Genomic DNA, 21,978 nt, shown 5'->3' with positions numbered 1-21,978 from the left:
ACTCTCTTAACCCCACGTTCTCTTTTCATTAATCTCCATTTTCTGTTTGAATGCCTGATCCAGATCGATGCCAAGCTTATTGGCCAGGTCAAAAATATTCCAAACCACATCATACATCTCATGCCCCAGGTTTTCTTTCTTCTCCGCATCCGGATGGAAGGAGACGGACAGAACCTCTTTAGCCAGCTCCCCTACTTCCGTCATGAGGTAAAGCGTCCTTTGCTCGATCGTACTTTCATCGAATCCCTTGGTCTTGCTGAATTCTTTCACATATTGTTGAAGCTCTGCTGTATTCATTTCTCCGTTCCTCTCTCCCAATCATTTATTTAATTCTAAAATAATCTGCCTTAACCATTCCATAGAATACCAGGTCCTCATACTTTCCCCAAGTAAATATATGTTGATGGAAGACGCCTTCTTCCTTCATCCCGATTTTTCTCATAACCTGATATGAACCTGGATTTGTTATTATGGCAGCCGCAAAAATACGGTTCAGATGCAGTTCCTCGAAACTGAATTGAAGTATTCTTCTCGCCGCTTCAGTAGCATAACCTTGTCCCCAATAAGGCTTTCCTACCCAATAACCCAGTTCGGCGTGATTATGCCTTTTCGATATGCCTATACTGACAGTTCCAATTAACAGTCCATCCTCTTTTTTTACCATCGCAAAAGCATATCTTTCTCCCTTTTCGGAGAATTGACGGACATTTACGATCCATTGTTCAGCTGCACCATCCGGATAGGGATGAGGAATGGATAGAGTTGTGCGTGCTACCTCTTCATTTCCCGCCAAGTCTTGAACCCTGCTTGCATCAGACAACTCAAAATATCGGAGCAATAACCGGTCTGTTTCAAATTTATAAACCATGATCTTGTCCTCCGTTTATAAGTTTTTTAGAAAGCTGCCCGTTAACTCATTAAATTCTCAGCGTTTACCAGAGATAAAAATTCATCCTTATATTTAGGATGGCACGCGATTATATACGGCTCCGGATTCATTCCTTCAAAAGGCTTACCTGAAAAATCCATAACCATAGCCCCAGCTTCTTTAGCCATTAGTATGCCTGCATATAAATCATCACCTTCGGAATTATACAGCACGATGCCGTCGAGATCACCGCGAGCCAGCATGCACCAAAGCAGTGATGGGGCCCACAGTCTTAATACTCGTTTGAAAGTCAGATCCAGTTTATGCTTTAAGTCCATGGCTCGCTGCTCTTTCTGTACATAGTGCCCTTGAATCCATCCCACGGTCATTCTTCTTGGATTGGGCTGGCTGAATGCAGCATCCGGTTTAATAGATATGGGAATTCCGTTGCGGGTCGTTCCTTTGCCTTGTTCAGCAACGTAAATATCCCCCAAGTGGCTGTCATATATGACTCCCAGGAGCGGTTGTTTATTATGTATAAGCGTTATAGACACCCCGTAAATCGGGAGACCGATTGCATAGTTGTTGGTGCCATCCAGAGGATCCACCAGCCAAAGCCATTCGCCTTCCTGCCCCGTCCAGCCTGTTTCCTCGCTTCGTATTTGATGATCCGGAAACCGGGATAAAATTTCAGTTAGAATCTTCTTTTCCGCAAGATGATCCACTACGGTGACTAAATCACCATGCTCCTTCTCGGAGATTTCTTTTTCCTGATCAAAGTACTCCTTGGCAAGTTGTCCCGCATTCTTGGCAGCCTGGATAGCAAGCTCTCTGGCAATAGGTAGAATATATTCCATGGTATAGACCTCCAAATCACTATATAAATGCAACTCTTATGGTTATCTAATTTCTATAACTTAAGCCCATTTCCTTTAACATAGAGTTTCCTGACAGAAATATTGGTATCGGCAACTTCTTCAATTTCTGGTGTAGCTTCACCTGGAGCAAATGTCTGACATCCGTAAAAATCCAAAATAGCGGCTGGTCCCAACAAGTTTTCATCTGAACTCCTCCACATAAAAAGGACCCTCGTAATGAGGATCCTTCAATGTTATAATTTGGCTTGTACAACACGCCTGAGTGAGCGCACCCTCCAAAAGGAGGTGATGCGAATGCATATTTCGTTTGGTGAAGTTTTAACCTTCGGGATCTTCCTGATCGCGTTGTTAACTTACATCGATAAACGTAAATGACCCGCTAAGGCTGGCACCGTGCGGGCAAACCCCTCATAGTTCAATACTGGAGGGAACGCCCCACTCAAGTTGTTGTGCTGGGGACCAGTAGCCGCTGGTCCTTATTTCTATTCTTACTGTAACATACCCGTTTTTATACCTCAATAGTATGCCGCATCATTTCCCTCGGTAACCGAGTATCCTTTCTTAGTTTCCCATACATCACTTTGCGTCGGCACCATCATTAGAACACTACGGTTTATTCTCATTGGATATTTCGTCATCATCTGACCCAATCGAATAACCCAGAATTGCAACGGCCATTTGAATGCCATCCTTCATACCCTGCAAGTACAGCCTTTCATTGAGTATCCCATGCTTAACATGATGCCAGTCCTCCCACTCTGAAAATTCTGGCATCCTTGCAATATCCTTACCTGCAAATAGGGCTTCAAATGCCTTGTCTGCTTGCTTACGAATATGGTTCAATTCAGGATCATACTCAATTCTGGCAGATACATCCTCCAGTCTCCCTTGAATCGCTTGTTGAAACCACCGCGGAAGTTCCATAAGCTTCCCCCTACACTTTTTTATCGTGCCTATTCAGAACACATAGCTTTTATATGCTGATAACACGCCAATAAACTGTTCATCTGCTTTGTGGCTTTGCACTTCTTCTCATTCGACTATCTGCTTATAATTTTATAACTCTTATTATGTAAGGTTTCACAGCTAACTTAAACGAGTTTTGAAGTTACCATCAGGGTAGTTTTTAAGTACACATTATCACTTCCCGCATGACGTCCGCCATCTTCTACCCCAACGGCATGTACAAATTTCTGGTGTAGCTTCACTGAGAGAAAATTCCTGATTTCCGTAAAAACCTAAAATACTGGATGGTCCCAACAAGTTTTCATCTGCTTTCCTCCCAAAATAAAAAGGACCCTCGTCATGAGAGCCTTCAATGTTATAATTTGGCTTGTACAGAACAATTTGTGGTGGGTATTAGGCTAACCTCCAGAGGGAGGTGATTGCCTATGAACTTCTCTTTTGGCGATATCATCACCTTCGCAGCTTTCGTGCTTGCGCTGTTGACCTATATCGAGAACAAAAAGAAGTAACCCGCCACAGGTTGACGGCCTGACGGGTTACTCTTTGCTTTTCTGGAGGAGATATCCACCACAAAATCTGTACTGGGGATCGGTGGCCGCCGATCCTTATTTCTATTCTTACTGTAACATACCCGTTTTTATACCTCAATAGTATGCCGCATCATTTCCCTCGGTTACCAAATATCTTTTCTTAGTACCTCGTGCACCACTTTGCGTCGGCACCTGGGAATGAATACGATATTTTACAATAAGACAATACAAATGGCGTTATATTTACTTCGATTATTTTCCACACGATAAACTTTTATATTCTTCTAAATCCTAATTTAATTTCTCCTTCATGAAAGATTTCAATCACAAATGAAAAATCGGGACCAATTAACCACGTATCCGATCCTACTGCTGTCACATCATCAATATGATCTACTACTTGTTTAAGACTCACTTGAACACTTGGTGCATCCGAATAATTCCAAAGTAAACGAACCTGTTGATTAATGCTTTCTTCTAATTCGGAGTCAAGTATCTCAATTGCCTCTTCTACTGAAGCAATAGAATACTGCTCACGAATAAGCTTACAGGTGCCTTTTCAGTCCAGCTCACGTAAAACTTGAAGCTGAATCTTTGTAATTTGGTTTTCCATCCCGTCCACCATGACTTCATCTAGAATAAACTCCTCGTATGCACATTCCCCGATTTCAAATCCATTTTTTTCAATAAATCGAATAATCCTATCATAAGCTGCTTCAACTTCATTTCCTTTTTGGTAACCAACAGCATACAACCCTTTTGGTTTCATTCGATAATCTAAATTCTCAACATTATTTGGTATCTTGAAAAGTAAATGTTGATAATTATAGAAGTCTTTTTCCAGTATTTGTTCTTTCGCCAACATACCGCTTACAGGGTGCCCCAGATTCAATTCATGTGATTGAACATAATGAATAAGATCTGAGATAACAGTAATGTATGGCCATTCAGATAAGCCTAATAAATTTGGAGTAATCATGATTCTCTCTTCTTCTAAATACTGAATAGAAACGGAAGAAAGGTCCGCTTCTATTGCTTGTTCAGCAAGTTTCACTTTTGTCTCCATAATTGTTTTTAAATGTTCTAGTTTTTTAATTTTCTCCCCGATTTCAATGGACTTTCCCTTAAAAAGGGTGATTATATTGTCTGAGGTCTTATCATTTAAGAGTAACTTTATCTCTTTTAAAGGAACGCCAACCTCTTTAAATAAACTGATTACTTGAAAAAGTTCAAATTGATTATGGGAATAATATCTATACCCATTTTCTTTTCTTACTTCGGGAGAGAACAAGCCAATTTCGTCATAGTGAAACAGAGTTTGCTTTTTTATACGGAAAAGCTTTGCAAACTCACCAGTTGTAAAATACCCATAAAATTGTTTATCCATAATAAAACCTCCCTTGACTATCCGGTAACCATATACTTTATGATGCTCATTATACTTAGTGAGAGGAAGGGGAGACAAGATCAATAGGCGAGCTGCGTTATATTGGGAGGAATGTACGGACTATTAGAGGTTGTTCAAAAAGTCATCTTTTGATCACGAAGTAGACCAGGAAGCGGACTCGACATCGAATCTTGAATTCAGCCGGGACTTCCGGTGCTCACGTACCCAAAAGTACGCTCCGCTCCTCAGTCCCTAGCTTCATCCAACCTTCTCGGTGCTGAAAACCTGACTTTTTGAACATGGACTATTAGCAAAAAAATTGCAGGATTAATATATAGAGAGTTGATGAAGTGAAAAAGATAAATTCTCCAACGGTTCAATTGCTTCAACACATCTGGTTCCAAAATTATAAAGGTATCAGTATTACTTATTTATTAATTATTATCGAAAATATTTGTAATCTTCTTCAAGCTGCTGCAATTGGTCTTGCAATTGATGGATTATTGAGAGGGAACCTTATCAACCTTTTACCCATTTCCGCTTTATGGATTATTCACTTATCTGTCGGGCTATATAGACATGTCTACGATACCAAAATCTTCGGTGCTATTTATTCTCGTATGGCTTTTGATATGGTTGAGCGCCAGCGTGCTAGTGGAATTGAAGGAAATAAGATTGCAGGACGGGTTTCATTGTCTCGAGAAATTGTATTTTTCTTTGAAACAGAATTGCCTGCAATAGCCACAGCTGCGATTTATTTTATTGGTGCAATCACTATGCTTTTTATTTATGACCCATTTATTGGATTTTTCGGGTTACTTATAATGATTCCAATTGTATTCATTAACCGATGGTTTGGCCGCCGTGCTTATCGTCTCAATAACGGACTTAACAACCGATTAGAGGTACAATCGGACATCATCATGCATAAGCCGCTTTCCATTGTTCGACGTCACTTTAATCGGATGCAATTTTGGCGTATATCGATATCCAACACTGAAGCTATAACTTGGGGTATTGTAGATATTATGGTTATTATCTTAACAGTTGCAGCACTACTAAGGCTAACGCATTTGCATGGAATAACTGTTGGTACAATTTACGCCATAATATCTTATATATGGATGTTTAAAAATGCAGTGAATGACATCCCAGTCATAGTAGACAATGTTTCGCGTGTGTATGATATCGGTGAACGGGTAGGCGAAAAAATTGAAACAGATCATCCTGAATAAAACCACCTTTCATAAGGTGATAGAGGAGAGATATTTTGGAGAAATTTGGAGAAATTGAAATTGTTGAAATGACACTTGATAACAACGAGGATTACGAACGCAAAGAATATCCTTTCACAGTTATGGGGAGACTTGTACCTAAATTAGAAAATGGCACATGGAGTTTTCAAGAAGAACTTTATGAACAACCTTATGAGTCAAAATACCCCGAGCACGAAGATCTTGATGAATATATGAATAGCGATGACAGCATTGCTTTCTTATACTATTCCCAAGGAAAATGCCTGGGACATATCAGATTAAGCACAAGTGACGAAATTAAATTTGCTTCTATTGACAGACTTATTGTATTAGAAAGCAGCAGAGGAAAAGGAATAGGAACCGCCTTACTCAACAAGGCAAAGGAATGGGCATTACAAAAAGGAATGAAAGGATTCACGCTTGAGACGCAGGATGTTAATTTGCTCGCTTGCCGGTTTTATTTGAAGAATGGGTTGGAAATTGGTGCAGTGGATACTATGCTATATTCAACTCAAAATATAAAGATGAAAATGCAATTTTCTTTTATTCAAAATTCTAATACTTTCCCATGATAGGACATGTTTGTTTTCCCCAGAGAAAAGGCAGCCGATCACCGCTGATCGGCTGCCCTCTTCGTCTTGGTTCGACCGATGTGTTTCGTTAGCTCAATGATGAAAGGTCCGGGATTTTTCAGCCTTTTGTGTTGCGCGAAAAATAGCTGGCCAATACACTCAAACTTTCCTCTCGCAATAAACCTGCTTTGATATCAGGTTTATGGGGGGAATTTCCAAATACAATTTGACTACAATGACTCCCCTGCTCGCCCAATAGGCTGCATAGATCCATGTCGCTGGCACCATAAACCAGCCGCCCCACTTTTGTCCACACCATCGCACCACAGCACATAAAACAAGGTTCACAGCTCGAATACAATGTGTATTCATGTAAATCCGTAATATGTGTTTCTGCGCAGAATCTCCGCAGCAGCCCTGCTTCTGCATGGAAAGTTGGGTCTGTTGCCGTATAAATCTGGTTTTCATTAGAATATACAATTTCCCCGTCTTTAACCAGTATCGCTCCGAAGGGTTCGTTACCGTGCTCAACTGCAAGTTTAGATAGCTTGATGGCTTCTTTCATAAAGAACTCGTCCTGACTCATTCTTTTTCTCCTCTCGTATAGGTTTATGACCGCTTACAATCCTGGCCCATGATATTCTTCCGAAATGAATTGAATAGCATCGATAAAGAATCGCAGTGGGTTAGAAACCCACTTCCTGGGGTGAAGAATGAGCTGAACCTTCAGCTTCAGTTCGGGATGTTCAAAGGGTAAGACCTTTAGTTCTCCACGTTCGATCTCCTCTATTGCTGCCATTTGGGGCAGGATAGATATACCATATCCGGTTTTGATACTTCTTTTAATCGCTTCCGGATTACCAAGCTCGAGGCCAATTCGATAAGCAATTCCGTTTGCACGTAGCATTCTCTCTAACAGCTGCCTGTAATTGCAGGTATGCTCAGGCATGATCCACTCCGCATCCATCAGATCATTCAGTTCGATTCTATGCCTTTCTAATAGCGGGTGGCCTGGATTGACAATCAGAACAAGCGGCTCCTCCCGAATCGTGACCCATTTTAAATTAGAATCATAAGCATCGTCAGCCAATATAAGCCCTATATCTGCTTCTCCCTCCTTAACCTGCTGTAAAATCACCTCTTCACGATCCGTATGTAATCTTATATTCAGATTAGGATATTCTCTTCGGGTTGTCTGGATATAAGAAGCCAGAAAATAAGAAGCGATAGAATCCATGGTACTGATGGTTATTGAGCCCCCACCCTGCTGTGCCATCTTCTCCTTGGATTGCTCAAAAAGCTCCAGCATTTGTCCAGCGAGCTTAAACAATTCTTCCCCTGCGGACGTAAGGCGAATCTTATTATTGCTATAACGCTCAAACAATTTGACATTATAAGCTTTCTCAAGCTTTTGAATTTGGGTTGTAACACTGGATTGTGCATAACCAAGCGCCTCTGCTGCTCTTGTAAAGCTTTGACGTATCGCTACTTCCCGAAAAGTCTGAAGATAGGTAAAGTCCATCCAAGCCACCTCATCAAAAATATTGATTACAACCATCGCTTAATATAGATAACTATAATGCTAATTCCTATGTTACATTGAATTCATTCCAACTGAAAGGGTTTGCTAATGATGATGAAAGAGCATGACGTTTATGGAATTTTCATACCGGTGATCACCCCTTTTTCGAGTGACAACAAACTGGATATTCAGTCGTTTCATAAATACATCAGCCATCTCGCAAGCCATAACATCCAGGGGCTGGTCATTAACGGTACTACAGGAGAGTCACCGACCGTCCAATGGGAAGAAGTACAACAGATGGTTGAAGTTACGCAGGACATCTTAGCGAGAATGCAGAAAAAAATTCCAATCGTCGTCGGTACGGGTACAAACGATACCTATTCAACGGTTAAACGCACAGAATGGGCAGCTGAGTTAGGGGCGGACGCAGCGATGGTTGTTACTCCCTACTACAATAAGCCGACGCAGGAAGGGATTCTGGAACATTTTCGCGTGGCTTCCCAGGTCGGCTTGCCTGTTCTTGTGTATGAAATCCCGGCACGAACAGGCAGTCGAGTCACCGTGAATACCATGAGGAAAATAATGGACCTTGATGGGGTGATCGGGCTGAAGGACAGCTCCGGCGGCCTTGAGCTGCTCTCCGCTTTGATGGAGTATGAGACAAAACCTGTACTCTGCGGACAAGATGAACATTTTCACGCCATGTTGTGCCAGGGAGCCACAGGTGGAATGCTCGCATCCGCCAATATTCACGCCAATCGTTTTATTGAGATATACCAGCGGTTTGCTGCTGGCGATATTAGTGGATCCAGAGACGACTTCAAGACCCTGGAGCCCATGATCCATCATATATTTGAAGAGCCTGCCCCTGCCCCACTCAAGTGGTTGCTTAGCCGACAGGATATCATTGCAAATGAGCAACTACGTCTGCCGCTTATGCCAGCAACAGAGGGGCTAAAACAAAAATTAATGGAGGTGCTCTAGGGAGCAACCTCAGGCGATGTGTGATCGGAAACCGCGGTTATATACAGGAAGGGCCAACCCATAAATGGGATGGCCTTTCACGCGGATTGATTGAATTCTTACTCCTCTTCGTCTTCCCAAAACACTTCTGTAAACTTATTTAACGGAAAAAGAGTAGGCACACTCCGGCCCGGAGTCTGCATAAACTCGACGAAATCCCGACCGACCTGAATTAAAGACCCCTGCAATTCACCCATGTCATCCGCGATGGCTGTCAATTCAATAGGCTTCGTCCGTTTAACCTGTTCGTTCAGGACAATAAAGAAGGCGTTTTTGACCGCGACTACCTTGGTTCCGACTGTAAACGAGGACTTGCTCACATTGGTGAGCTTGCCTGTCGTCTTAGTTAGCCAAAGATGTCCGGGCTGAAACACCGTAACCGTCCGTCCCACAAGCGGCTGCAGACGTTGAACCAGAGTAATGTTCTGCGGGACCGAGCAGCTACGAATATTTTTCTTGCGCATTACATCTCCTCCTCTTAAATACTAGGTTGAATCTTTTAGTAATCTATGCTCGTCCCTGTTATGATGCTTGGGTGAATCTTCTATATATAGATTGAAAAGGTTACAAAAGTCAACAGACCTTTTGGGGCACTTCTATTGGTTGGCGTGTCAATTGCCGCGAATTTGATGCCACATGGTCACCATATCAATCCAGCCGCGGTGCTCGGTAATTTTACCGTCCGCAACACGGTATTGACGGTATAGTGTGACATCCATGCGATTGCCCGTAGGAGCAGTTCCGAAGAACATGCCTTCATGTGTGCCTTTCACAGTCATCCTTACAAGCACCTTATCCCCTTGCCCGATGATCTCTTCAACCGTGTAGTGTTTATCGGGGAATGCCTCCAGGATCGTGACTGCGAATTTCTTCAGCCCCTCCTTGGATTGATACGAGAACTCCTGGTAGTCGTCCGATAGAAACCGATCCACGCAATCCAGCTCGCTTTGATTCCAGAAAGCCTCAATAAATGCACTTACTATTTCCACATTGTTCTCTTCCACTGTTTTCACTCTCCATCATCTCCTCTTGAGCATAGTTCACTGGTATGGACATGCCGACGAATGTCGATTTTCAATCCGAACTTATTGAGCCTGGATTTGAGGCAATAGCGTGGCCGTATCGAACCAGCCGCGATGCTCGGTGATCTTTCCATCGACAACCCGGAATTCACGGAATTGAGTGACAGTCACCGTTTTGCCTGTAGCTGCATTTCCTGCAAAATGGCCCGAATGCAGAGCTGTCATGAATATTTTTGCGATGACCTTCTCGCCTTGAGCCATGATCTCATCCACGGCAAAACGCCGATCCGTAAATGCCTCTACAAATTGTGGAACAAAAAACTGATCTGTCTTCTCCAAAGCGCTCCAATTCTCCGTGTCCTCGATAAACTCGATCACTGTTTCCGCATTTTTATGCTCCATCGTTTCCATATCAAACATCTCCTGTCTTGTTTGTTGTGCCTACCTGTTAGTTTACTTCTGCAACCGCTGTGGCAAGCTTGCGGCCAACTGACAAACAAATCCGATTGTGTTAATATGTGACTATAAGGTCACTTTTATTGCTTTTATAATACGTTACCATATAGTAACGTGTCAAGGGCTTAAAAAAGAGTTTTATGCTTGTTGACCGGAAAGGAGGAAGCCCGATTGGAAAATGACATCTTTAAATCGCTGGCGGATCCCAGCCGCCGTACGCTCCTGGATCTGCTTCATGCTTCAGACGGGCGGACGCTGAATGATCTCTGTACCCATCTCGACATGTCCCGATTCGGCGTCATGAAGCATCTGAATATATTGGAGGAAGCCGGGCTTATTACTACGAGAAAAGCAGGCCGTGAGAAGCTCCATTATTTAAACGCCGTGCCTATACGCCAAATTTATGAGCGTTGGGTGAGCAAATACGCAGAGCCATGGGTAAATGGACTACTATCCCTGCAAAATGAACTGGAGCGTGAAACGAATATGGAAAACAAACCTCGTCATGTAAACCGGATAGCCATTAAAGCAGCACCTGAACAAGTATGGCAAGCCCTCACGGACCCGGCCAAAACGTCAAAGTTCTGGTTCAATTGCGCCATACGATCTACCTGGGAAATCGATTCGCCATTTGATCTGTGGAACGGAGAAGAAAAGAAAGCCGAGGGTGTTATTCTCGACATCGAGCCTCCGAATAAGCTTGTCATGAGCTGGCGCTTTATTTCGTTTCCCGGTACGGAAAATGACACCCCATCGCGCATCACCTGGGAAATCGCTGCACATGCCGAGCTTCACGGCGTGACTCTTGTAACCGTTGTGCATGATGAATTCGAGCAGGCTGCCAACACGGCCAGGATTCTTGAGAACGGGCTGCCCATTGTGCTTTCGGGCATGAAGACCTTGCTGGAGACCGGGGAGATGCTGGCCGGAGATTAATCGAAAGTCAAACATAAATATCCAAATATTTTTTGTTGCATTCTCGAATTAATGTGATAATATATGAAGTGCATGAAATTTGGAAAGCTGATATTCTGAATATCCGGGATCTTTCCAAGCAGATAATTTTTGACCACTCCTTAAGGATGTTAAGGCCATACGGACAGCCGGGTCAAATGCCGATTGGCAACTTTGTTGCCTTATTGATTGAGTTAAAAGCTCAAATTTTATAAGTTGGTTACTTTACAACCAGTGCATATGCACATCAACTTGTGAAACGATCAATAAGAGTGGTAAAAGTAATTATTTGCTATATAGACTCTGATCCTTTATTGATATATTCCGAATATTAAGAAGCTTTCTAACAAAAGTCCTGCTTTTATGATGTATGGATACGGAATACTTTTGTTACGGGGTTACCCTGTGCTTTTTTAATATGAATGATTATATCGAAGCAAGTGTGATGCGCGAGTGAGGCGTTTTTGCACTTGCTTTTTTTGTTGTCAGAAATTGCAGGTGCAGACCGCACGTTGGTATCGATGGTTATGAAATTCCGCTTTAAACAAATCTATTACAGTCAGGGGATTGAGAAATGGCAAAAGCACTTATTATCGGCGCCGGGGGCGTAGCATCAGTAGCGGTTCACAAATGTGTTCAAAACAGTGAAGTATTTGAAGAAATCTGCATCGCCAGCCGTACAAAATCCAAATGTGACGAGCTGAAAGCAAAGCTGGACGGCGGCAAAACAAAAATTACCACCGCACAGGTGGACGCTAACAACGTGGATGAACTGGTTGCCTTGATTAACGAAGTGAAGCCGGATATCGTCATGAACCTGGCTCTGCCTTACCAGGACCTGACCATCATGGATGCTTGCCTTGCCACAAAAACACACTACATGGATACAGCAAACTATGAGCCTGAAGATACAGCAAAATTTGAATATAAATGGCAGTGGGAGTACAAAGAGCGCTTCGAGCAAGCTGGAATTACAGCTCTGCTGGGCAGCGGCTTTGACCCTGGCGTAACCGGTGTATTCTCCGCTTACGCGCTGAAGCATTATTTTGATGAAATCGAATATATCGACATTCTGGACTGCAACGGCGGCGATCATGGCTACCCGTTTGCTACCAACTTCAACCCTGAAATCAATATCCGTGAAGTCTCTGCGAACGGAAGATACTGGGAAAAAGGCGAATGGATCGAAACGAAACCAATGGAAATCAAGCGTGAGTACAATTTCGCTGAAGTTGGCGAAAAAGACATGTACCTGCTGTACCATGAAGAGCTTGAATCCCTTGCGAAAAATATCCCTGGACTGAAACGTATCCGTTTCTTCATGACCTTCGGCCAAAGCTACCTGACACACCTGAAGGCCCTTGAAAATGTAGGAATGACTTCCATCGAGCCGATCGAATTCGAAGGCAAACAAATCATTCCACTGCAATTCCTGAAGGCTGTACTTCCCGATCCGGCTTCCCTTGGACCACGTACGGTCGGCAAAACAAACATCGGCTGCATCTTCAAAGGGAAAAAGGACGGTCAGGACAAAACCTACTACGTGTATAACATTTGTGACCATCAGGAGTGTTATAAAGAAGTGGGCTCCCAAGCGATCTCTTATACAACTGGCGTACCTGCCATGATTGGCGCAGCGATGGTCCTGACTGGCAAATGGAACAAGCCGGGCGTGTTCAATATCGAAGAATTTGATCCGGATCCATTCATGGAAGAGTTGAACAAATGGGGACTTCCATGGGTAGAAGATTTTAATCCGGTGCTGGTTGACGAACTGCCTGCAGAAGAAAAAGAGTCGGAGCTTGTTCGCTAAAATGCGATTTGAAGAGCTGCCTACACCATGTTATGTCGTTGATGAAGAGCTTATCGAAAAAAATCTGAAAATCCTGAATGGTGTTATGCAGCGTACAGGAGCGAAGATTGTGCTGGCGCAAAAAGCGTTTTCCATGACAACCATGTACCCCCTCATCGGAAAATATTTGAGCGGCACAACCGCGAGCGGTTTATTCGAAGCACGTCTGGGTTATGAGGAAATGGGCAAAGAAAACCATGTCTTTGCCCCTGCTTACCGTGAGGATGAAATTGATGAAATTATATCCATTTGCGATCATATCATTTTCAATTCCTTCTCACAGCTGGAAAAGTTCAAAGACAAAGCCCTGCAGGCCGGCAGAAAAGTGGGCTTGCGCATCAATCCTGAGTGCTCCACGCAAGAGGGGCATGAAATCTATGATCCATGCTCGCCAGGCTCCCGCTTTGGTGTGAAGAGCGAGGATTTCCGTTCGGAGTTGCTGGAGGGTGTATCAGGACTACACTTCCATACCCTTTGCCAGCAAAACTCGGACGATCTGGAGACCACGCTGAACGCAGTGGAAGCCAGGTTCGGACAATGGCTGCCGCAAATGGAATGGATCAACTTTGGCGGCGGCCACCATATCACAAGAGAAGATTATGATATCCCGAGACTGGAAACTTGTATTAAGCGTATGCAGGAGAACTACGGCCTGGAGGTCTATCTTGAGCCGGGAGAAGCCGTTGCGCTCAACGCAGGCTATCTGATCACATCCGTGCTTGATCTTCATAAAAACGGAATCGAAATTGCCATTCTGGACACCTCGGCCACCTGCCATATGCCTGATGTGTTGGAAATGCCCTATCGCCCTCCCCTTTTGGGTTCAGGCGAGCCTGGCGAGAAGCCATTTACCTATCGCCTGGGCGGGCAAACCTGCCTGACTGGCGATGTGATCGGAGATTATTCCTTCGACCAGCCGTTAAAGAGTGGCGACAGATTGGTTTTTGGCGATATGGCGATTTACTCCATGGTGAAAACCAACACCTTCAACGGCATGGCCCTGCCGGCCATTGCAGTAAAGCATAAAGACGGTGATTGCCAGGTGGTGCGTGAATTTGGCTATCAGGATTTTAAAGTGAGACTGGCTTAATCGAGCCGGAACATCATACATGCTGGTCTCTGTGCGGTCACTCTATCGGACTAGAGTAACCGCACAGAAGCCAAAAAACCGGATTCGAACATGAATCCGGTTTTTGTCATACATTTTGGCCATCCACCGCAGAGCGCTTTGAATATAACCAATCATTGGTGTAAGGCTCGCTTCAAAGCCTCTTTATATTCTTTTACAAATCTCTGGCTGATCTCAGCAGCAGGAGCGTACTCCTCAAAGCCGTGAAAACATCCAGGGTATAAATGAAACTCTGTTGGCACACCAGCTTGCGTTAACCTTAACACATAATCGATGATTTCATCACGAAATGGATCCAGGTCACCAACGCATGTGTATGTAGGTGGAAGCCCTGACAAGTCGGTTGCACGTGCTGGAGCAGCATATGGGGAAACTTCACGGTTATCTTCTAAATACATTTCCCAACCAAGCTGGTTTTTAGCTTTGCTCCATACTCGTTCATCTGTGATTTCATTACTGGATTGGCTTATTCTCCGGTCATCCAGCATCGGGTAAAGAGGCATTTGGAATGCTATAGCAGGCCCTTTCCGATCTCTTGCCAAAAGAGAAAGAGCAGCCGTTAATCCACCGCCAGCACTGGGACCAACTACTGCAATTCGCGATGAATCCACTCCCAGCTCTCCAGCATGTTCAGAAAACCATTGCAGTGCAGCATAACAATCTTCGAGCGGGGCTGGAAAAGGATGCTCCGGAGCCAGCCGATAATCCACGGACACGATGACACAATTAAGTTCCGATACCAATTGCTGCATGGCAGGGTCCATCATATCAGCAGAACCAAGGATATAACCGCCACCATGAATATACAGGACACCTGGCAGGATTTCATCCCTCACTCTTGGCTCATAGACTTTCATCCGGACATCCGGCTCCCCTGCTGCTCCCGGCACATGCCGTACTGAAGTTAGGACGGCATCATTAACGGGCAGAGATGCAGCCAGGCCGGCAAACATCTCGTGCATCTCTTTCCTTTTGGCCTCCAAATTCTCGCGTGTATAAATAACTTCCGGCAAAACGGAAAACAATTCTTTAAGCTCAGGGTGCAGTTTTTCTTCCATTAAACCAACCATCCTTTTTTCGTTAACAGTGTAATAATTAAAATGATCAAACTAAAGCGACAAGTTTGTGAGAACTCGTGATCAAGCTTGAAAGGATTAGTCCTGGTCTTGGTTATTTCGCCAGGCGGCTTGTCCCATCAGCTCCCGCATAGTAGTCAAGTATTTTTCTTCCGACTGGGCAAATCTCAGTTCAGCCATTTCTTCCGCGTCCGGGCCTGCGAGATAACGCAGCCGATCCGACTCGTCGCAGGCGGCGCCGTAAACCTGCTCCGCAACCTGCTTCTCATCCGCATTTTCAAACGGATAGTTCATCATGGCGTTCATCATATGATCAAAGTATGATTGGTACGAAGCCGGAATGGACATATCCTGGGATGCAGACATGGTGTTCGAAGTAAAGCTTGTGGTTCGAATGGCTCCTGGCTCCACCAGCTTGACGGAAATATTTTGCGATTCAAGCTCATACGAGAGCGATTCCGTCAACCCTTCGATTGCATGTTTGGACGCGACATACACGGACAAAAGCGGAGTTGCCGCAAAACCGACGCTTGAACTGATATTCACAATGGCTCCGCCGCCTTGCCCGCGAAAATAGGGTGTGATCGCCCTCATGACGTTCATGACACCAAACACATTGGTCTCGAAAATCCCGCGGATGACATCCATCGGGGTCGCTTCGAAAATCGAGACGATGCTGACGCCAGCGTTGTTCACAACGGTATCGATCCGGCCGAAGCGGGCAACCCCTGCCGCAATCGCCGCCTCGATGCTGGTGAGATTGGTAACATCAAGCTCTGTGACGAAGATCCGTTCAGGATATTCCGCTGCCAGGCTCTGATCCGGTTTGCGCATCGTTGCCACCACGTTCCATCCCTCATCAGCAAATTTCCTGGCTGTAGTTTTTCCTAATCCGGTCGAACAGCCTGTGATGAACACAGTTTTTGTCATTAAGCCCACTCCCTCTAATCATTTGGTAGTTATACATGTAGCTTACCGGGCCGTAGCGGCTCTAAGTCAACTCCATATATGCCCCCCTTATGGATCAAGGATTTGTTTTGACTGGACGCAGGTTAGGACGTACAATTTGTTAGAGTGGCTCTAATCCCCCGACAGGCGGTGAATGATACCTTATGACTTATACAGTTAAGGAAATTTCGCAAAAAATGGGCATTTCTCCGTACACCCTGCGTTTTTATGAGAAAGAAGGCGTGTTGCCGGTTGTTGAGCGAAATGCGAGCGGGGCACGCATGTTTAATGAACACTACCTCGATTGCATAGAGATGGTACAAGCCCTGCGTTCAACCGGCTTACCCTTGGCAGAAATAAAGGAATATGTGGAGCTTTATAAAAGCGGGGACAGTACACTGCCGGAAAGAAGGATCATGCTGGCACATCAGAAAAGCAAAGTCGAGGAACAAATCTCACTGCTCATGAAGACGCTGGAAAAGCTCAATTACAAGCTGGCATTAATCGATGCCCAGGATAATAAATTCGAAAAACTGCCATAAATACCCAATGCCTAACCGGATTTGATTTTTCGTTATATTCGCATAAAAAAAGGAACGTACACGTAAAGCCGTGTAAGTTCCTTTTCCGCACCGAGTCACTTGTGACAACGTCACAAGTGAGGATCGGCTGGTTACAGCCCGGTAGCGACAGGTTCCTTAATCCTTGCGGATTGATAAGCGGCGAGCGCCACCTCCACGGCTCTCATACCGTCCTCTCCGGTAATCGGTGCTTTGCCCTCCCGGATGGCACGGACAAAGCTGGCGATAAGTCCTTCATCCATATCGTCACCCCAGAACGAGTGCCGGTATCCATGTTGATCAGTATGCACATGCAGCTTCTGGTCCAGGGCATCAATGCTTAACGTTCCTTCAGAACCGACAATTTCCAGCGTAACGTCTCCCCAGGTTGGAAAAGTTTTGTTGCGTGACCAACTGCAGTCGAGGGTAGCGAATATTCCGTGCTCGAATTCCATCGTCAGAATGCCGCAATCGTCAATCGGGATATCGGAAAAATGGCTGTCGATCTCCGCATACACCTCCTGAACCTCACATCCAGTGAGCCAGCGCATAATGTCGACGACATGTACGGTATGGTCCATGACCGCTCCGCCGCCGGACAAGGCCTGTTCCACGAACCACCCTCCCGGATTTTGTCCGCGGTTCGTACCTTTCATAGCGAGGATGCGTCCAATCCTGCCTTCATCAATCATTTCTTTCGCCCTTACTATGCTGGAGTTGTAGCGTACCGGAAAAGCCGTCTGCAGTATGACACCATGCTGCCGGCACGCTTCAATCATCTCGACAGCATCCTTCACGCTCGTGGACAGCGGCTTCTCACACAGCACATGCTTGCCGGCCTTGGCAGCGGCGATGACATGCTCTTTGTGATTAACATTTTCCGACGTTACAATGACACCCTCGATATCCTGCTCCAGCAGCTCACGGTAATCGGTGTAAAACTGCGTATCGAACGTTTCGGCATATGGCCCGCCACGAGCGGCATCGTCATCGGCAATGCCCACAAGGACGGCGTCGTTCAACTTTTTTAATGCTGATGCATAGCTGTAGGCATGCATATGCGCAAAACTGATGATTCCGATCTTCATCGTCCAGCCCCCTCAGGATTAATGTTGCAGTGCGGAAGTTTTATGAATCAGTGTGACAGGTTTGCCCGTTTCCATGGACTCCAGTGCGGCCAGCGAGATGCGAAGTGCTTCCAGGCCGTCCTCTGCCGTGATCTGCGGTTCGCATCCTGTCGTTATACAATCCATGAAATGCCTCAGCTCACGATAATAGGTTCCTTCACAAAGCGGGCTTTCCGGTACAGCGACCCCCGGTCCCCCCTGCACCTCATTACGGCTTACGGCTGTAATCGGGTTATCTCGGGCACTGTCGAAATGAAGAACCCCATTTTTCCCCGCGATTTCAAAACTCATGGCAAATGATTCATGCGCCCAAGTGCCTTCGACATGCGCAATGATTCCGCTCTGGAAGCGCAGTGTAACGAGCGCATAATCGGTCTGCCCATATACACGTCCGCGCAAACTTTTGGCATATACCCTGTCAACCTCACCGAAGCACCAGCGTAAATAATCGAAATCATGAATGATCATATCAAGCGTCAGCCCGCCGCTTAACGAATAGTCCGCATACCAATTGTTCCACGCCCGTGGAAAAGCGCCGCCCCGGGAAGTCCTCACGACACCGATCTCCCCAAGATCACCTGCTTCAACAATAGCCCTGGCCTGCGCATATTCAGGGAAGAAACGCAGCACATGCCCGACAAACAACTTCACTCCGTGCTGCCTGCATGCCGCAATCATTTCTTCCGCATCCGCAAGATGACGGGCAAGCGGTTTTTCGCAGATGACATGCTTGCCCGCCTGTGCAGCCTGAAGTACATAGGATTTATGAAGATAAGTAGGCAGGCACACATCCACCACATCGACATCTTCCAGAGCAGACATGGCTTCCTCGTAAGAAGCAAACGCTCGGGCATGCACCTCATCTGCCAGTGACTGCGCCCGTTCCGCTTGGATATCGACCACTCCTGCCACTTGCACGCCTTCCATCTGTCCATATGCATGGGCATGTGTACTGCCCATCGTTCCTGCGCCAATCAACACAACCTTGATCACAACCCCATCTCCTTTGTCGTCCAGCCTGCTTTCCCACAATAATGTATATGAGATCAAAAAATTGAAATGAATTAATGAATGACATCATGGCGACAAACACAGACTGGGCGTAAGTAAAGGAAGTGTTATCCGAAACAACTCGCGTATTTTTCCTGCCCTGTCGATCGCGGCTGCTTCATAATAGGAACTCGAATTTCCCTGCATGACACGCAAGCTTTCTAAGATGCGTATAACGTACTAACAAACTCCCCCTCCCGATATTTCAGCACCGGCCATGGTTATCCACATATTTCCACTTTATAGACGCGCTTTATAGTACAATGGGGTGAGATAAATGTGCATGAGCGTATGTCCGCGTTGGAAGACGCTTGAATGGAGGCAGGCTTGTGAAATTAAGCAGAAATAAATACATAAACCTACTCGGACTGATTTTCATTGTTGTAATCCTGAATATCCTTCTGTTCATACCTGGATGGATTGACCTCGGAGCTCAGACAAGCCCGTTGGGGATCGCGTTTACTGTAACCTGGGTGGTGGCGAACATTCTGGTGATCCTATACGGTTGCTATACGAGCTTCTTCAAGCCTCCGGCAGCGGTACCAGTCAAAACAATAGAGACACATGAGGACCACCTGAAAGCGTTGAACTACTATAAGGGCATTAAAGCTCTGGAAGAGGATGTTACACTTGTCATTTCGCAATTGGAGCGGATGAAGAAGAAACGTGAAGCCTTCCTGAATGTTCTGAACCACCGTTTTGCTGCCGGGGAGATGAGCTACAAGAAGTTCGCTTCGGTGGCTCAGGAGGTGGAGAAGCTGCTGTATTTGAATGTCCGGAGTATTCTGAATCGCCTGCATGTCTTTGACAAGGCCGAGTACGGCAGCATGATGAATAACAGACCCAAGGGCCTCTCACCAGAGATGATCCAGAAGAAAAACAAGGTCTACAGCGATTATTTGACTTATCTCAAAACCTCGCTGAATACGAATGAGGAGATTTTGCTCAAACTGGACCAGCTCATGCTTGAAATCTCACGCCTGGACAGCTTCGAGGAAGGGGACATCGAACAAATGCCTTGCATGAAGGAGATTGATCTTCTGATCAAGCAAACCAAACTATATAGAGATTAAGGAGGGTCAAGCATGACCAAGCGAAGCAAGTTCTTTTTGGTATCCGGCCTTTTGCTGGTACTGGTGTTCGGACTGGTATATTTCGGGATATCCTTTTTCAATAGTATTAGTGGAAAAACGGATACGCAGTTAAGTATGGAGCAGGCCTCGCGCAAGCTGAACAAATTGTACACCGATATTGCCCCCTCCGTTGCTGAGCCAATTAAAGGACAGATCGATCTGGACCCGGTGAACCTTGCGGACTCCCTGCCGGATATATCCAAGTTTGCAGTGACCGTGGAGAATACGACGCCGCAGTATGTTGAAATCTTCTCCTCAACAGAGAAATCCGGCAGCGGAGTTGACGGATGGCTGACTGAAGCAGCGAATGACTTCAATAAAGCCAGGATCACGGTGAACGGCAAACCGGTCTCCGTAAAGATCCGCAATATCGCATCAGGGACAGCTACGGATTATATCAAATCAGGCAAGTACGTACCCGGCGGCTTTACGCCTTCCAATGAATTGTGGGGTGCCATGGTCAAGGCCAGCAATGTAAAGACAGAGCTCATTACCAAGCGTCTTGTCGGCAATGTGCCCGGAATCGTGATTTCCAAGAATAAGTATGACAGTCTGAAAACCACCTATGGAGACGTAAATGTGAAGACCGTCATCGAAGCCATTGACAAAAATGAACTGGCCATGGGTTATACCGACCCGTTCGCCAGCTCTACCGGTTTGAATTTTCTGATCACAGCCCTGAATTCCTTTGATATCTCCAAGCCGCTCGGCCCGGAGGCTGTACAGCGCTTTGAGCAGTTCCAGGCGAACGTTCCGTTCACTGCCTCGACTACGCTGCAAATGCGGGAAGCGGCCCAGTCCGGACGGCTGGATGCTTTTGTGCTTGAGTACCAGACCTTCGTGAATACACCGGAGCTGCAGGGTAGCTATGTTTTTACGCCGTTTGGTTCAAGACATGACAGTCCCCTGTATGCTCTGGGGGATCTGCCGAAGCAGAAGAAGGATATTCTCCGCAAATTCGGAGAATTCGTGACCCAGGCAAAATATCAGAAGTCCGCAGAGAAGTTCGGATTCAACGGTCTCCAGGATTATACTTCGGAGTTGGACAGGATCGATGGCAGTACACTGCTTGCTGCCCAGAAGGTATGGAAAGAAAAGAAAAACAGCGGTCGCCCCATTGCTGCCGTATTCGTGACGGACGTGTCAGGAAGTATGGATGGCGAGCCCTTGAACCGGTTAAGGGAATCTCTCATTCAAGGACAGAAATATCTGGGTGCTGATAACAGCATCGGTCTTGTCTCCTATTCAAGTGATGTGACCATACAGCTGCCGATTGCCAAATATGACACCAACCAGCAATCGATGTTCGCAGGCTCGGTAGGCAGTCTTTCCGCTGGAGGCGGGACAGCAACCCTCAATGGTGTTGTAGTCGGTCTGAAAATGCTGGAGGATTACATGGTATCGAATCCGAATGTCAAGCCACTCCTGTTCGTATTAAGTGACGGAGAGACGAATGAAGGCCATTCACTGCGGGAAATCCGTGAGTTGATCGAAGCCTACAAGATTCCGATTTATACGATCGGATACAATGCGAATCTTGACGCTCTGCAAACGATTTCCAGTATTAACGAGGCTGCCAGCATCAATGCAGACACCGACGATGTCGTTTACAAGATCGGCAATCTGTTTAACGTGCAGATGTAATTGCATAACAACAGGTCCGCAC

At 45.6% G+C, this 21,978-nt stretch carries 25 protein-coding genes; 9 read left to right on the top strand and 16 right to left on the bottom strand.

The annotated features are described in order from the left end of the window. Window positions 1-6 precede the first annotated feature (6 nt). From ACE5LO_RS18795 to ACE5LO_RS18770, 7 genes are all read right to left on the bottom strand, one after another. Window positions 7-297 (bottom strand): MazG nucleotide pyrophosphohydrolase domain-containing protein, encoded by a 291-nt coding sequence (locus ACE5LO_RS18795; protein WP_375521535.1) that lies wholly within the window; start codon window positions 295-297, stop codon window positions 7-9. Between the two features lie 25 nt (window positions 298-322). Further along, window positions 323-868, bottom strand: a complete 546-nt coding sequence (locus tag ACE5LO_RS18790) for a GNAT family N-acetyltransferase (RefSeq protein ID WP_375521534.1) — start codon at window positions 866-868, stop codon at window positions 323-325. A gap of 41 nt (window positions 869-909) precedes the next feature. Continuing rightward, window positions 910-1,725 carry an inositol monophosphatase family protein gene (locus tag ACE5LO_RS18785; RefSeq protein ID WP_375521533.1) on the bottom strand — a complete coding sequence of 272 codons (816 nt, stop codon included), beginning with the start codon at window positions 1,723-1,725 and terminating at the stop codon, window positions 910-912. Window positions 1,726-1,778: 53 nt separating this feature from the next. Then, entirely contained in the window at window positions 1,779-1,946 is a 168-nt protein-coding gene (locus ACE5LO_RS18780) for a hypothetical protein (RefSeq protein ID WP_375521532.1), read from the bottom strand. Between the two features lie 406 nt (window positions 1,947-2,352). After that, window positions 2,353-2,670 (bottom strand): hypothetical protein, encoded by a 318-nt coding sequence (locus ACE5LO_RS18775; protein ID WP_375521531.1) that lies wholly within the window; start codon window positions 2,668-2,670, stop codon window positions 2,353-2,355. Window positions 2,671-3,516: 846 nt separating this feature from the next. Next, window positions 3,517-3,765 carry a CDI toxin immunity protein gene (locus ACE5LO_RS27920; protein WP_445993910.1) on the bottom strand — a complete coding sequence of 83 codons (249 nt, stop codon included), beginning with the start codon at window positions 3,763-3,765 and terminating at the stop codon, window positions 3,517-3,519. 36 nt (window positions 3,766-3,801) lie between these two features. Beyond that, the gene (locus tag ACE5LO_RS18770; RefSeq protein WP_375521530.1) at window positions 3,802-4,629 is read right to left on the bottom strand and encodes a MerR family transcriptional regulator; all 828 of its coding nucleotides are present in this window, start codon (window positions 4,627-4,629) and stop codon (window positions 3,802-3,804) included. Between the two features lie 350 nt (window positions 4,630-4,979). Between ACE5LO_RS18770 and ACE5LO_RS18765 the strand changes: the two genes are divergently transcribed. Both ACE5LO_RS18765 and ACE5LO_RS18760 read left to right on the top strand, forming a co-directional pair. Then, a complete protein-coding gene (locus ACE5LO_RS18765; protein WP_375521529.1) occupies window positions 4,980-5,864 on the top strand; it encodes an ABC transporter six-transmembrane domain-containing protein in 885 nt (294 codons plus the stop codon). 35 nt (window positions 5,865-5,899) lie between these two features. Beyond that, entirely contained in the window at window positions 5,900-6,457 is a 558-nt protein-coding gene (locus tag ACE5LO_RS18760; protein WP_375521528.1) for a GNAT family N-acetyltransferase, read from the top strand. Window positions 6,458-6,575: 118 nt separating this feature from the next. On the opposite strand, the gene ACE5LO_RS18755 is transcribed toward ACE5LO_RS18760, so the two are convergent. Together ACE5LO_RS18755 and ACE5LO_RS18750 are read right to left on the bottom strand one after the other, a co-directional pair. Then, entirely contained in the window at window positions 6,576-7,043 is a 468-nt protein-coding gene (locus tag ACE5LO_RS18755) for a nucleoside deaminase (protein WP_375521527.1), read from the bottom strand. A gap of 33 nt (window positions 7,044-7,076) precedes the next feature. Continuing rightward, window positions 7,077-7,979 carry a LysR family transcriptional regulator gene (locus tag ACE5LO_RS18750; protein ID WP_375521526.1) on the bottom strand — a complete coding sequence of 301 codons (903 nt, stop codon included), beginning with the start codon at window positions 7,977-7,979 and terminating at the stop codon, window positions 7,077-7,079. 108 nt (window positions 7,980-8,087) lie between these two features. Between ACE5LO_RS18750 and dapA the strand changes: the two genes are divergently transcribed. After that, entirely contained in the window at window positions 8,088-8,966 is an 879-nt protein-coding gene (dapA, locus tag ACE5LO_RS18745; protein ID WP_375521525.1) for a 4-hydroxy-tetrahydrodipicolinate synthase, read from the top strand. A 98-nt stretch (window positions 8,967-9,064) separates the two neighbouring features. Here dapA and ACE5LO_RS18740 read toward each other — a convergent pair whose 3' ends face one another. The 3 genes from ACE5LO_RS18740 to ACE5LO_RS18730 all read right to left on the bottom strand — a co-directional run bounded on the left by ACE5LO_RS18740 (window position 9,065) and on the right by ACE5LO_RS18730 (window position 10,438). Further along, window positions 9,065-9,469, bottom strand: coding sequence for a hypothetical protein (locus tag ACE5LO_RS18740; protein ID WP_375521524.1), 405 nt, complete (start codon window positions 9,467-9,469; stop codon window positions 9,065-9,067). A 147-nt stretch (window positions 9,470-9,616) separates the two neighbouring features. Next, the gene (locus tag ACE5LO_RS18735) at window positions 9,617-10,018 is read right to left on the bottom strand and encodes an ester cyclase (protein ID WP_375521523.1); all 402 of its coding nucleotides are present in this window, start codon (window positions 10,016-10,018) and stop codon (window positions 9,617-9,619) included. A gap of 72 nt (window positions 10,019-10,090) precedes the next feature. Next, complete coding sequence (locus ACE5LO_RS18730) at window positions 10,091-10,438, bottom strand: ester cyclase (protein WP_375521522.1); 348 nt, start codon at window positions 10,436-10,438, stop codon at window positions 10,091-10,093. 216 nt (window positions 10,439-10,654) lie between these two features. Here ACE5LO_RS18730 and ACE5LO_RS18725 point away from each other — a divergent pair, with 216 nt between their 5' ends. The 3 genes from ACE5LO_RS18725 (at window position 10,655) to nspC (ending at window position 14,379) form a co-directional block, all read left to right on the top strand. Further along, on the top strand, window positions 10,655-11,419 hold the full coding sequence (locus tag ACE5LO_RS18725; protein ID WP_375521521.1) for an ArsR/SmtB family transcription factor: 765 nt from the start codon (window positions 10,655-10,657) through the stop codon (window positions 11,417-11,419). A gap of 592 nt (window positions 11,420-12,011) precedes the next feature. Continuing rightward, window positions 12,012-13,250: a saccharopine dehydrogenase family protein gene (locus tag ACE5LO_RS18720; RefSeq protein ID WP_375521520.1), complete on the top strand. Its 1,239-nt coding sequence runs from the start codon at window positions 12,012-12,014 to the stop codon at window positions 13,248-13,250. A 1-nt stretch (window position 13,251) separates the two neighbouring features. Further along, window positions 13,252-14,379, top strand: coding sequence for a carboxynorspermidine decarboxylase (gene nspC / locus ACE5LO_RS18715; RefSeq protein WP_375521550.1), 1,128 nt, complete (start codon window positions 13,252-13,254; stop codon window positions 14,377-14,379). Window positions 14,380-14,531: 152 nt separating this feature from the next. On the opposite strand, the gene ACE5LO_RS18710 is transcribed toward nspC, so the two are convergent. Further along, window positions 14,532-15,476, bottom strand: a complete 945-nt coding sequence (locus ACE5LO_RS18710; RefSeq protein WP_375521519.1) for an alpha/beta hydrolase — start codon at window positions 15,474-15,476, stop codon at window positions 14,532-14,534. Between the two features lie 96 nt (window positions 15,477-15,572). Further along, window positions 15,573-16,424 carry an SDR family oxidoreductase gene (locus ACE5LO_RS18705; protein WP_375521518.1) on the bottom strand — a complete coding sequence of 284 codons (852 nt, stop codon included), beginning with the start codon at window positions 16,422-16,424 and terminating at the stop codon, window positions 15,573-15,575. A gap of 182 nt (window positions 16,425-16,606) precedes the next feature. Here ACE5LO_RS18705 and ACE5LO_RS18700 point away from each other — a divergent pair, with 182 nt between their 5' ends. Beyond that, window positions 16,607-16,984 (top strand): MerR family transcriptional regulator, encoded by a 378-nt coding sequence (locus tag ACE5LO_RS18700; protein ID WP_375521517.1) that lies wholly within the window; start codon window positions 16,607-16,609, stop codon window positions 16,982-16,984. 131 nt (window positions 16,985-17,115) lie between these two features. On the opposite strand, the gene ACE5LO_RS18695 is transcribed toward ACE5LO_RS18700, so the two are convergent. Then, entirely contained in the window at window positions 17,116-18,090 is a 975-nt protein-coding gene (locus ACE5LO_RS18695) for a Gfo/Idh/MocA family protein (protein WP_375521516.1), read from the bottom strand. A gap of 18 nt (window positions 18,091-18,108) precedes the next feature. Continuing rightward, window positions 18,109-19,122 carry a Gfo/Idh/MocA family protein gene (locus ACE5LO_RS18690; protein WP_375521515.1) on the bottom strand — a complete coding sequence of 338 codons (1,014 nt, stop codon included), beginning with the start codon at window positions 19,120-19,122 and terminating at the stop codon, window positions 18,109-18,111. 386 nt (window positions 19,123-19,508) lie between these two features. On the opposite strand from ACE5LO_RS18690, the gene ACE5LO_RS18685 reads away from it, so the two are divergent. Together ACE5LO_RS18685 and ACE5LO_RS18680 are read left to right on the top strand one after the other, a co-directional pair. Beyond that, on the top strand, window positions 19,509-20,252 hold the full coding sequence (locus ACE5LO_RS18685) for a hypothetical protein (protein ID WP_375521514.1): 744 nt from the start codon (window positions 19,509-19,511) through the stop codon (window positions 20,250-20,252). A 12-nt stretch (window positions 20,253-20,264) separates the two neighbouring features. After that, window positions 20,265-21,956 carry a vWA domain-containing protein gene (locus tag ACE5LO_RS18680; protein WP_375521513.1) on the top strand — a complete coding sequence of 564 codons (1,692 nt, stop codon included), beginning with the start codon at window positions 20,265-20,267 and terminating at the stop codon, window positions 21,954-21,956. Window positions 21,957-21,978 lie beyond the last annotated feature (22 nt).

Origin of the sequence: Paenibacillus medicaginis (assembly GCF_042138635.1) — a bacterium.
GTDB lineage: Bacteria > Bacillota > Bacilli > Paenibacillales > Paenibacillaceae > Paenibacillus > Paenibacillus medicaginis.
The sequence above is the reverse complement of the archived record's forward strand: the minus strand, read 5'-3'. Positions and strand labels throughout refer to the sequence as shown.